At 61.2% G+C, this 12003-nt stretch carries 11 protein-coding genes; 6 read left to right on the top strand and 5 right to left on the bottom strand.

Annotated elements, in window-relative coordinates; all coding sequences use genetic code 11:
* Positions 1 to 76: 76 nt before the first annotated feature.
* A complete protein-coding gene (locus NZ585_05775; protein MCS7079544.1) occupies positions 77 to 1249 on the bottom strand; it encodes a DUF1343 domain-containing protein in 1173 nt (390 codons plus the stop codon).
* Between the two features lie 87 nt (positions 1250 to 1336).
* Entirely contained in the window at positions 1337 to 1933 is a 597-nt protein-coding gene (locus NZ585_05780; protein MCS7079545.1) for a 3D domain-containing protein, read from the bottom strand.
* A gap of 248 nt (positions 1934 to 2181) precedes the next feature.
* Here NZ585_05780 and trxB point away from each other — a divergent pair, with 248 nt between their 5' ends.
* The 4 genes from trxB (at position 2182) to NZ585_05800 (ending at position 5647) form a co-directional block, all read left to right on the top strand.
* Positions 2182 to 3144, top strand: a complete 963-nt coding sequence (trxB, locus tag NZ585_05785; GenBank protein ID MCS7079546.1) for a thioredoxin-disulfide reductase — start codon at positions 2182 to 2184, stop codon at positions 3142 to 3144.
* A gap of 68 nt (positions 3145 to 3212) precedes the next feature.
* Positions 3213 to 3989: an enoyl-CoA hydratase-related protein gene (locus NZ585_05790; protein MCS7079547.1), complete on the top strand. Its 777-nt coding sequence runs from the start codon at positions 3213 to 3215 to the stop codon at positions 3987 to 3989.
* A gap of 48 nt (positions 3990 to 4037) precedes the next feature.
* Positions 4038 to 4643, top strand: a complete 606-nt coding sequence (locus NZ585_05795; protein MCS7079548.1) for a 2,3-diphosphoglycerate-dependent phosphoglycerate mutase — start codon at positions 4038 to 4040, stop codon at positions 4641 to 4643.
* 29 nt (positions 4644 to 4672) lie between these two features.
* Entirely contained in the window at positions 4673 to 5647 is a 975-nt protein-coding gene (locus tag NZ585_05800; protein MCS7079549.1) for a hypothetical protein, read from the top strand.
* Between the two features lie 24 nt (positions 5648 to 5671).
* On the opposite strand, the gene gyrB is transcribed toward NZ585_05800, so the two are convergent.
* Positions 5672 to 8185: a DNA topoisomerase (ATP-hydrolyzing) subunit B gene (gyrB, locus tag NZ585_05805; GenBank protein ID MCS7079550.1), complete on the bottom strand. Its 2514-nt coding sequence runs from the start codon at positions 8183 to 8185 to the stop codon at positions 5672 to 5674.
* An 84-nt stretch (positions 8186 to 8269) separates the two neighbouring features.
* Positions 8270 to 9106 (bottom strand): hypothetical protein, encoded by an 837-nt coding sequence (locus NZ585_05810; protein ID MCS7079551.1) that lies wholly within the window; start codon positions 9104 to 9106, stop codon positions 8270 to 8272.
* 290 nt (positions 9107 to 9396) lie between these two features.
* Between NZ585_05810 and NZ585_05815 the strand changes: the two genes are divergently transcribed.
* Entirely contained in the window at positions 9397 to 10035 is a 639-nt protein-coding gene (locus NZ585_05815) for a UbiX family flavin prenyltransferase (protein MCS7079552.1), read from the top strand.
* A gap of 12 nt (positions 10036 to 10047) precedes the next feature.
* Here NZ585_05815 and NZ585_05820 read toward each other — a convergent pair whose 3' ends face one another.
* Positions 10048 to 10254: a hypothetical protein gene (locus tag NZ585_05820; GenBank protein ID MCS7079553.1), complete on the bottom strand. Its 207-nt coding sequence runs from the start codon at positions 10252 to 10254 to the stop codon at positions 10048 to 10050.
* Between the two features lie 195 nt (positions 10255 to 10449).
* On the opposite strand from NZ585_05820, the gene NZ585_05825 reads away from it, so the two are divergent.
* The gene (locus NZ585_05825; protein MCS7079554.1) at positions 10450 to 11880 is read left to right on the top strand and encodes a hypothetical protein; all 1431 of its coding nucleotides are present in this window, start codon (positions 10450 to 10452) and stop codon (positions 11878 to 11880) included.
* Positions 11881 to 12003: the final 123 nt, after the last annotated feature.

Consider the following 12003-nt stretch of genomic DNA (forward strand, 5'->3'; position numbering starts at 1 on the left):
GTTGCACGGCAAGCCGACGGGGTGAAGCGCCGGGCTGAACCAAATTTTGTTTTGCATCGGTTTCTGCGTCCTACGCTTATGATGAGTAGAGCAAATACGCCGCACGCTGTTGGTAAAAGTCGGCCAGCGCCGGTTCGTCCGCCGCTGCGATGTCTTCCCAAGCAGCGTCCGCCTCAATCGCCGCCCGTAGCCGATCTGTGCCGGCGATGACATCAAACGGCCGCCGATCATACACGTACTCATAAGGCGGCTCGCGCCACAGCGTCTCCTGCGGATAGAGCCGCCGAACGGCTTTGAGAATCTCTACCGCTGTCCGGTATGGGCGAAAGGTCGCTCGATTCTGCACATGCAGTTGCAGTCCGCCGCACAGCTGACCGGCGAACTTGTTGAATGTTGGCTGAAACCACATCGGACGGAAATGCACGCCAGGTAGCTGAAGCGGTTCTAGCGCCGCCGCCAACTCGTATGGGTCAATGAACGGCGCGCCAAAAATCTCAAACGGGCGCGTCGTTCCACGTCCTTCCGACAGGGTGGTCCCTTCCAGCAACACCATACCGGGATAGACCGTCGCCGTTTCTAGCGTCGGCATGTTCGGCGAAGGCATCACCCATGGCAGCCAGGTCGTGTCAAACCACTGCGGACGCGACCAACCCTCCATCGGCACCACATGCAGCTCACAGCCAATGCCTTCGGTTTCGTTGAACATCCGCGCCAACTCACCCACCGTCATCGCATGACGCATTGGAAGCGGGTACATCCCGACAAACGAAGCCCACTCGCGCTCAAGAACAGCGCCTTCAATGTCGAGGCCGCCAATCGGGTTGGGACGATCCAGAACGACGAACGGTATGCCCTGCGCTTGCGCCGCCTGCATCGCCAGCGCCATTGTCCAGATGAAGGTGTACACGCGCGTTCCAACGTCGGGCACGTCAAACACCAGTACGTCTACTTCGGCTAGCATCTCTGGCGTTGGCTGGCGGGTGCGCCCGTAAAGACTGAACACCGGTACGCCAAGGCGCGGATCGCGCGGCCAGCCTTCCCATTCGATCATGTTGTCCTGCGTTTCTCCGCGAATGCCATGCTGGGGGCCGAACAACGCCGTCAAACGAAACGCCGGACAGGCGGCGAACAGGTCGGCGGCATGCCGATACACGACATCCACCGAAGCCGGACTGCAAATCAAACCCACGCGCCGGTCACGCAGCAGGTCAAGGTGGTGGGTGAATAAGCGGTCAAGCCCGGTCTGCATTCAGTTCAAACCAAAACCTACAGTCAAGTCAGGCGCGGACACCAGCCGCCCGCGCCCGATGTTCGGCGTGCCTAGGAAAACCAGCGGCTACCGCGTGCCAAACTTGGCGCGTTGCGGCCGTCCGGCCCGAAGAACCTCAACCCGCACAGTCCGCCGCCCGAAGCGAACAGCCTCGCGGGTGGACGGCATGTAAATGTCAATTCGGCGTCCGCGAATGCGGCCGCCCGTATCCTTGACGTGATACACGCCTGAATACTGACCGGCGTGAACCTTGACGACCGACCCAAGCGGCAACACACGCGGGTCGGCCGCCACAATGCCCGGCCGGACGCGCTCTCCCGATGCCGTTCTTCCCTTCAAACTGTACGCCGTGGCAATGAACGGCAGGGCGTTGGGGGAAGGCTCTATGCTGCTGCGGAGAGGAAAAACACTCAACACCGACGACACTGCCGGTAAGTCGAGCGCCTGTTCAATCGGGTTGGATGAGGGGTTGGAAAGGTCGGTTTTCGTTTCCAACGGCTTTGGCGTCTGGGAGGCATCCGGCGTCGGGCGGCCCTGCTGGGCGCGGACGGCGAAGTCGCCGACCGTCGCCAGTAGGACAAGGACGAATACGAACAAGAGCTTGAAGGGAAAGGGAGGCAGTAGCCCCCGACACACTGAAGCCCTAGTGGCGCATAAGCTCATGCCAAGTCCTCCTTGTTTGGAAAATGACCGTGGGACAGCCCGCCGTAAGGGAGGGCCCGTCACAACGGCTTGCAATCAAGCGGGGAACTCTATCACGGCCTGTCAAGCCGACCTGTCAGACGATGTAACCGCAGCAAGCTGCGCCAACCATGGCGCGGAAGCTTGCAGCCGCTAAAGCAGCGGACGTAAGATGCCGGGCTAATTGTGCGTTTTCGACAAAGCTATGTCGGTTTTTGGAGGCGTTCCCAGTGGCGAGTAATCATCGGCGTGTCATCATCATCGGCGCCGGGCCGGCGGGCTTCACGGCGGCGATTTACGCGGCGCGCGCCAATCTCAAGCCGTTGTTATTCGAGGGCGAAGGACCGGAAAACATCCCCGGCGGCCAGTTGATGATTACGACCGACGTGGACAACTATCCCGGCTTCGCGCATGGCATTCAGGGACCGGAGTTGATGGCGAACATGCGCGCACAGGCGATGCGTTTTGAGACGGAAATCCTGACGCGCAATGTGACGGCGGTGGATTTCAAAACGCGCCCGTTCCGCGTGTGGGCGGGCAACGACGAGTACACCGCCGACGCTGTGATTGTTGCCTGTGGCGCGTCGGCTAAGTGGTTAGGCTTGCCGTCGGAAGAGCGGTTGAAGGGATACGGCGTTTCGGCGTGCGCAACCTGTGACGGATTCTTCTTCAAGGATCGGGAAGTCGCCGTCGTGGGCGGCGGCGATACGGCGATGGAAGAGGCGCTCTTCCTCACCAAGTACGCCACGAAAGTCACGCTCATTCACCGCCGCCGCGAACTGCGGGCGTCGAAAATCATGCAAGCGCGCGCCTTCGCCAATCCCAAAATCACCTTCCTCTGGGATACTGTTGTTGAAGAGATTTATGGCGCGCGCGAGACGGGTGTGACCGGTCTTCGGCTGCGCAACCTCACAACGGACGAAGTGGTGGACTACAAGTGCGACGGCCTGTTTGTCGCCATTGGTCACCGCCCCAACACGGACTTGTTCGCCGGTCAGCTTGATCTCACCCCGCAGGGTTACATTGTGACAAAGCCCGGCTCAACGCACACCAGCGTGCCGGGCGTTTTTGCGGCCGGGGATGTGCAGGACGCCGTGTACCGCCAAGCCGTGACAGCGGCCGGCACAGGGTGTATGGCCGCGATTGACGCTGAGCGGTGGCTCGAAGAACAGGCGCATGCGGCGGCGCACTAGAACGTCTGGGCGCAAGCGGATGCCCCGACTGAATGCGCTAACGACGCTACCACGGACGGCTAACTACGATGTACGAGAACCTGCTCCTTGAAAAGCATGACCGGATTGCGGTGCTGACGATCAACCGGCCGGAGAAACTCAATGCCCTCAACATCGCCACCCGTGATGAGATTTTGGCGGCGCTGGATGCGCTCCAAGCCGATGCGGACGTGCGCGTGTTAATTGTCACCGGCGCCGGCGATAGAGCCTTTATCGCCGGTGCGGACATCAACGAGTTTGCTGGACAAACGGCGCTGTCGCAGCGCGACGTGATGACCCGGCGGCGGGCTTTTGACGCCATGGAGTCCTTTCCAAAACCGGTCATCGCCATGATCAACGGCTTTTGTCTGGGTGGCGGACTGGAGCTTGCCCTGTCGTGCGACATCCGCACAGCAAGCGACAACGCCAAGCTGGGGCAGCCTGAGATCAATCTGGGGGTCATCCCCGGCGGCGGCGGCACGCAGCGCCTGACACGCCTCATCGGCGAGGGCAAAGCGATGGAAATGATCCTCACCGGCGAGATGCTGACGGCGGCGGAAGCCCATGCCCTAGGACTGGTCAACCACGTTTTTGCGCCGGAGGAACTACGCGACAAAACCATGGCGCTAGCCGCCAAGATTGCGGAAAAGAGTCCGATCGCGCTCCGTATGGCGAAAGAAGCCGTCAAAACCGCCGCCCGCGCCGGCCTTGACGAAGGATTGCGCCGTGAGGTGGACTTGTTCGCCTTGTGTTTTGCCAGTGAGGACAAAGAGGAAGGCGTCCGCGCTTTCCTCGAAAAACGCAAACCCAACTTCGTCGGGCGCTGACGGCGAGGGCCTTCGCCGTGCGGCGAACGGCGCTTTGAGGCTCCGCCTATGCCCTATCTTGTGTTGCTTCGCCACGGCGAGTCCCAATGGAACCTTGAAAATCGTTTCACCGGCTGGGTGGATGTGCCACTGTCACCTAGAGGCGAGGAAGAAGCGCGGGCGGCTGGCGCGAAGTTGGCCGGCCTGACCTTTGACCACTTGTTCACCTCCGTTTTGCAGCGGGCTATTCAGACGGCCGAGCTGGCCTGTGCGGCCGCCGGCTTCACTAACCTGCCCGTCACCCGCGATCAAGCCCTAAACGAACGCCACTACGGCGACTTACAGGGGCTTAACAAAGCAGAGGTCGCCCGCCAATATGGCGATGAGCAAGTCAAAATCTGGCGGCGAAGCTATGACGTACGGCCGCCGAACGGTGAGAGTTTGGCCGATACAGCCGCGCGGGTGCTGCCGTACTACGAAGCCCACATTCTGCCCTTGCTCAAAGCCGGAAAAAACGTGCTGGTCGTGGCGCACGGCAACAGTTTGCGGGCGCTGGTGATGCACTTGGATCGGCTGTCGCCGCAGGAAGTACTTGAACTCAATATCCCCACGGGCGCGCCGCTGTATTATGAACTGGACGCCGAGGGCAACGTCGTCACTCGGCGGTATCTCTAGTGAGGACGCCCGTCCTGGGTGCGCAACCCATGAGTGACGCCCCACGAAAGCGCTCCTTTTACTTTGCAGCGTTTCCTGCTCTGGAGCGGTCGGCAAAGCCTCGTCCGATCACCCCCCCAACACCGGCTGACCCGCCGACAGAGGCGGCGCTCGATTTGCCCTTTCCTGAGCCGGACGAAGTAACGCGGTTGCCGTCTCCACCTGCCGAGCTTGCTCCTGATCCGACAGCGCCGCCGGAAAAGCATTTCAACTACTTCAACTATTTCAGTGAGATTGAGGCGGCCTTTGCGGCTCACCGTGGCAAGCCATACCGCCTGTCGCCGTTGGATTGGGCGCTTATCGAGGGTTGGCGGAAAGACGGCGTGCCTTTGCCAGTCGTCCTCCGCGCGATTGCGCAGACCTTCGCTGCACGCGCCAAGGCCGCTGGGCGACAACCGAAAGGTCGCCCACGTCCGGTTCGGTCGCTGGGGTATTGCCAACCAGCGGTAGAGGAGGCTTTCCGCGCCTACCAAGCCGGGCGCGTAGGCAAGGCCGTCCCGGCTGCGCCGGCCGCGGCAACCGACGGCGCATCGTGTACGGCGGTGGTTGGTTTTCTGGAGGCGGCGGCGCAGGCGCTCCTCACGGCGCACCGGAATCTGGCGACCCACCTGCGCCCGGATGCGCCCCATGCGCGGCTTGGAGAGCTCCTGCCAGCGGCGGCCGCGCAACTACAAACCTTACTCCGGCAGGTGCAATCAGAAGCGCCGCCGTCGCTGGAAGATTTGGAAACGAGCTTGTCCGAACTGGAAGACGCGCTGCTAGCGGCGCTGGAAGCCGACGCTCCAGTGGAGGTGCAAACCGCCGTCGCTGAGGAAGCCGCCGCCACGCTGAGGCCGTACCGCAAAGGGATGTCAGCGGCAGCTTATAGGCAAGCGCAGGCTAACTACGTTGCGCGGTTGCTCCGTCGGCGCTACGGCGTCCCTCGCCTGAGTCTGTTCCATCTTGAAAGCGCTGAAGGCGGTTGAAACCGCCGCCCAACGGCGTGGCGGTCACACATCCAAGTTCTTGACATCGAGGGCGTGTTCTTCGATGAACCGGCGGCGCGGTTCAACTGCGTCCCCCATCAGCACCGTAAACACCGCGTCGGTTTCCACCGCGTCGTTGATGCGTACCTGAAGCAGGGTTCGCTTTTCGGCGTTGAGCGTCGTTTCCCAGAGTTGCTCCGGGTTCATCTCGCCCAACCCCTTGTACCGCTGAATCGTAACGTCCCGCTTGGCCAACGCGAGAATTTGCTCACTCAAGCCGGAGCGTTCGGGGATGGTCATCCTTGTCGTCCCCTGCACAACGGTGTAGGGACCCGTCATCACATCGCGCCACTCGGCGTAGATCGCCACGCACTTCTGAAACTCAGCGTGCGTCGCTAGTTCCCAGTCCACAGGGATGGTCGGCTCTGGCGCGGTACGTCCCGTCGGCGTCACGACGACCCGGAAGAGCGCGTGTTCTTCGTCACGAGTCAAGCCTGCGTTATACCCGGCGGCGGTCAGTTTCTCTACCAGCCGACGCGGCCAGGCCTCCGTTTCAAACAGCGCATGGAGTTTGCGTCCGGGTTGGTAGGCTTCCTCGTCGGTGCACGCTTGCAGCGTCAACTCCACCAACCGCGCGTCACGCTGCAACCGCCGCTCAAGCTTGGGCAGGAAGGTTTCAAACTCCAGCAACTTGTCGAGAAACTTCGCCAACTCGCGTCCGGCCAGCGTGCGTCCGGTCGGCTCAACGGTGACTTGAATATCCTCCGTCGCCCGTTTGAGCAGGTATTTGTTCAACTCACGGTCATCCAGCAGGTACTGCTCCGATTTACCTTTTGTAACCTTGTACAACGGCGGCTGGGCGATAAACACATGCCCGCGTTCGATCAGCTCCGGCATCTGGCGGTAGAAAAACGTCAGCAACAGCGTCCGAATGTGTGATCCGTCCACATCGGCGTCGCACAGCAGAATGATTTTGTGGTAGCGCAGTTTCTCGATCGAGAAGTCCGATTTCCCAATACCCGTGCCGAGCGCCATAATCAGCGCGCCGATCTCGCCGTGCGACAGCATCTTGTCGTAGCGCGCCTTCTCAACGTTGAGAATTTTGCCTTTGAGCGGCAGGATGGCCTGTGTTCGCCTGTCACGTCCCTGCTTGGCGCTGCCCCCTGCGCTGTCGCCCTCGACAATGAAGAGTTCCGCCTTGGCTGGGTCGCGTTCGGAACAGTCCGCCAACTTGCCGGGCAGGGTCAGATTGTTGAGTGATGATTTACGCGAAATTTCCCGTGCCCGCCGCGCCGCCTCGCGCGCCCGCGCCGCATCCACCGCCTTCATGATGATGCGCTTGGCGATGGCCGGATGTTCGCCGAAGTAGGTCTTGAGTCGTTCGCGGAGGATCGAGTCCACCAGACCCTTCACGTCGCTGTTGAGCTTGTTTTTGGTCTGCCCCTCAAACTGCGGCTGCGGAAGTTTGACGCTGACCACAGCCACCAGACCTTCACGCACGTCGTCGCCGGTCAAGTTCTCCTTGAGTTGTTTGGTCAAGCCTTCGCTGACGGCATAGGCGTTAATGCTCGCCGTCAGCGCCGTCCGAAAACCGGACAGGTGCGTGCCGCCGTCCACGGTGTTGATGTTGTTGGCGAAGCTGAACACTTTCTCGTCATAACCGTCGTTGTACTGAATTGCTACCTCGACGGTGACATCGCCCTGCGTCGCCTCGCAGTAAAACGGCTCCGGCATCAGCACCGTCTTGTTGCGGTTGAGGTGCGCGACGAACTCGGCAATGCCGCCGCGATAGAAAAATTCCTGTCGCCGCTCCTGCTCGCCGCGTTCGTCGGTAAGCGTGATGGTCAAACCTTTGGTTAGAAAGGCTTTTTCACGCAACCGCTGCGCTAGGGTGTCAAAGTCGTACGTCGTCGTGGTAAAAATCTCGCCGTCCGGCTTGAAACTGACGCGCGTCCCACGCTTGGTCGTCCGGCCGGTTTGCCGGAGCGGCCCAACCGGAATGCCGCGCTCGAATTCCTGTTCGTGAACAAACCCGTTGCGGTACACCTCAACGCGCAGCCACTCCGAGAGGAAGTTGACGCAGGACACGCCGACACCGTGCAGACCGCCCGAAACCTTGTAGGTGTTGTCTTCGCCAAACTTGGCGCCGGCGTGCAACTCCGTGAGGACGATTTCCACCGCCGAGCGCTTCTTCGGATCGTCCTGCTTGATGTCCACCGGGATGCCACGCCCGTTGTCAATCACAGAAATGGAGTTGTCAGGGTGGATGATGACGTCCACGTGCGTACAGTAGCCAGCTAGGGCCTCGTCCACGGAGTTGTCAACAACTTCGTACACAAGATGGTGTAGGCCCAGCTCACCGGTAGAGCCAATATACATCGCCGGACGCAGCCGAACGGCCTCGCGGCCGGAAAGCGACGTGATAGAGTCGGCAGTGTAAGTCTCAGCCGCATCCATGAGGGGCGTCGTATCGGGCGGAGACGAAACACCGGCGGCCGTTGCGGATGCGACTTCTGGTTGGGTGCGTGGTGTGGTCATAGGCTTGGGTGATGCAGCCTTTCTCCAAAAAGATGCCGTCGCTTGGAAACACGCGGCTGCGGCGGATTGTGTCAGCGCTCCGCCCTACGCCGGACGAACCGTGAAGAAGAGACTGCGAGCAAAACAGGTAAACTGACGTTCGTTGTCCACATATTCGGTCATCTCGGTTGAGACCTTGCCGATGCCGGCGCGTTTGAACGGTTGTCGGCTGCTGGTTTTGGTCAGCCCCCAGATGGGTTCGAGGGCGCGGGCAACGGTGCGAAAATCACGGTTGACGACTGTTGCGTCGCCGACTGAATTCAGTAGCCAGTCACCTAACCGAGCGTGATTTTCCGCCGCAAGCAAGCTGCGCTGCGCGCCAAGGCATGAGTAGTCAAAACCGTCGGCGCGAATGCGGACATGAGTCGCCAACGTTGGCCCGAAAAAGTCTATCACGGAAACCTCTTCATCAGTGGTGCAGATTTCTTCCCGTTCCGTCTTAGTAGCGCGGCGCGTTGTAGCTTCCCGCGCCAGCACCTGACGAAACCGCAACGTGCCGAACACCACAAGTGAAATCTCCTTCCAAGCAAACCGAAGCGGCGCAGCGGGATCGTATCCTAAAACTTCAAGGTATTCGCCGGCTGAGGCCAGCGCCCGCGCGCGGCGCGGCGGCTGAAGCGGAGCCAGTTGCGTGTCGGACAGGATGAGCGTTCGCAAGCCGGAGCGCGCCAGCCGTTGTACCAACAGCTTGGCGTCATGGGCGGTCGCTGCACGGGCAATCGGCACCGGGGACGGTGACGCCAGCAAGCACGCCGCTTGTTCGGGCGTCAGCCGGCCGACCGTAGCAACCTCCTCTACAACGCCAGAAGTCAGGGTCGGGCCGGGCAGAAAGATCACATTGTAGCCCGGCTCAAGGTCAGCGGCGTCCCGCAAGCTGGGCAAGACGTGCGCCTCCTGCCCAGGTATACTCAGCGGACGCCCACAAAACAGGCATGTAGCGCGGTGCGCGCCGTTCGGACGCCCGCACTGGGGACAGGCAACAACGGAGCGTTCGGCTGTCGTCATCGTGGTTTCCAAGCCGCCCAGAGAGGTAGCGATCATTGCCGCTTAGGTTATCATTCCGGCGTCGCCAACGAATGTTAAGTTCGCTTGACATGGCACCCAACTAACCGTTTTCTGCTGGGCCGCCGAACCTTGCCGTTTGTGAATCGGAATCTGAATCGAAATCGCCTGTGAAACATCTGACAATTGCCGTTACCGGCGCCAGTGGAGCGATCTACGCCCAACGGTTGTTGCACTACCTCGACGCCAGCCCTGATGTGGCCCGGATTCATCTAGTCATTAGCGCCCTGGGTGCGACGGTCATCCGGGAAGAGCTTCAGCTGCCTGTCACTGGCGTCAAACAGCGCGACGCCGAGGTGCTGCTCGGTCGTCCAACCACCAAGATTACGCTGTTGCCAGCGAAGGATGTTGGCGCCGCCATCGCCAGCGGGTCCTATCCCTGCGACGGCATGGCGATTGTACCGTGCAGCATGGGAAGTCTAGGGTATATCGCCGCCGGCATCGCTCGTGACCTGATTCATCGGGCGGCAGATGTCATGCTCAAGGAGCGCCGAACGCTGATTCTGGTACCTCGCGAGACGCCCTTCAACGCCATTCACCTTGAGAATCTGCTGCGTGTGGCGCGCGCTGGAGCGCTCATCCTACCGGCTTGTCCGGGCTTTTACCACCGTCCGCAATCCATTTCGGAACTGGTTGACCATTTGGTGTTTCGCATCATGGCGCACCTTGGCGTTCCCCACCCAGCAGAGACAATCTGGCGAGGCCGACGTGCGTCTGAAGAGGCGGCGTCGACCGAAGCGATGGACTGAGGAAGCAGCGGACTAAGCCAGATGCAGGTCTTCGAGGATTTCACGTCGCCCGTACCCCCGCTGGCGCAGATCGCGCCCCCAGCGGACATCGGCTGCAATTTGCCGCAGGTCAAGCAATGGAAACTTGGCGCGCAGTTCCAGAATCGCCTCCTCAGGGGTCGGCCGGCGAATTGCCTCTAGCAAGGCGTCGAGGTACTCCTGCGTTGTGGAAGCTGGCATAGAATATCCCTACCGGTTGAGATACGCCCCACGGCCATGAACGGCTCGGTTGTGTTCCGCGAGGGAAACAATGTTGTCGTTGATGGTTTACGTTACACTTTTTTCGTCACTGGCTTCAATGAGCTCATCACCGAATCACACAGTCGCCTTAGCCGGCTAAGTAGACGCCGTCGTCCACGGTTGTAAGGAGCAGTTATGAAACGTGACGACTACCGACAAGCGTTGGCGGCGTTCCAAGCGGCCCGAGCGGAGGCGCGGCAAACTGGATGGCGACAAGGCTCGCCCTTTGAGCCGCTGCCAGCGCGAATCGCCGACCGCTTTGGCGATCTGTGGTCGGCCTCAACAGTCGAGGCGCTCCGCCGAGCGTGTGAGGCGGATGCATCGCGCCCGGAGACTGAACGACGCGGCGGACAGATGCTGCGGCTTATCGCGGAAGCTTGGTTTATCCGCGCCCAATGTGAGGAAGTCGAAGCCGAACTGCACCGGGCGTTGACTCACCCCTACATTCTGTGGCGTGGGCAACGTTATGCAGCAATCACCTTGGCTCAGTGGCGCGAAGATGAGTCTGACGACCCGGCTGCGCAGCGTGAACGGCAAGCCAAACTCGCCGCCCACTACGCTGCACTGGTGGATTTGCGTGAGCAGCGCCGGGAACTCATCGGGAAAGCGGCGCAGCGGCTGGGCTATACCGCGTTGTCCGCTTGGGTCGCCGAGTACGCTCAGTGGCTTCTAGGCGACGGCCTTGCGGCATGGATCGCTGCTTGTGAACGCTTCCTCGCAGAAACGGATACGCCGTACCGCCGCGCGGTTTCGGCTGCGGTTTCAGCTTCGGGCGTGGATGCGTCGCTGTCCGATCCCTTTGAAAGCCAGCGGCGACGGCGTATTGCTGAAGATCTTCTCCGAGGCTTTGGCGTCCGTCCGTGGCAGCAGACGAACGTCACAACGTACTGGCGCACAGCCGGCGCAGCGGGCGTCTTTCGCATCCAAGTGCCTGATGACATTCGCTGGGCGGTTGCTGCGCAAGCTGGATGGCGCGGCTGGCGGCGCTTTCTTGGTGAACTGGCGCGCGTCCAGCAGGCCGCTTGGACCTCAAAGAATCTGCCGGTGGAGTTGCGGTTGTACGGCGATCCGGCCGTGGCGGAGACTTGGTCTCAACTGTTTGCCGACCTTTTGCTGGACGAACGGTGGGTCGTCGCCCAGTTTGACTGTCAGACGCCGCGGCCTATCCGTTGCGCTATGACGGCTGACCGGTGGCAATCAGCGCGGCGTGCGGCGTTGCGTTGCCTCGCTTGGTACGGCCGTGAAACCGCCGGCTGGACGCTGGAGCGCTTACGCACGGAGTATGAGCAATACCTTGATCTAACGCTGTCCGACTGGGAACTATATGATGAACTCGACGCCGCCGCACCGGCCGCCGCGCAGTTGCGTGGAACTTGGCTGGCCGCCGCGCTTGATGATTGGCTGCGAACACGGTACGACCGTTGGTATGCTGGTCGGCGGGCCGGCGACGACTTGATAGACCTGTGGAACACCGGCTTTCGCTACACTGCGGGCGAGTTGGCCGCATTGGTCGGCGTCGGGCCGCTGTCACCGGAGGCTTTCTACGCGCAGTCGCCGTCCGCTTGAGCGCCTCTGAAAGGCTGCCCGGACACGTTGCGAGTTGCTCCCAACGGCGGTCGCGTGGTAGTGTTGAAGTACTTCGTGGCCTTTCTCACGCTTGACGTGCCCGCCACCACCACCATCCCCATA

The sequence above is a fragment of the Chloracidobacterium sp. genome (assembly GCA_025057975.1).
Classification (GTDB): domain Bacteria; phylum Acidobacteriota; class Blastocatellia; order Chloracidobacteriales; family Chloracidobacteriaceae; genus Chloracidobacterium.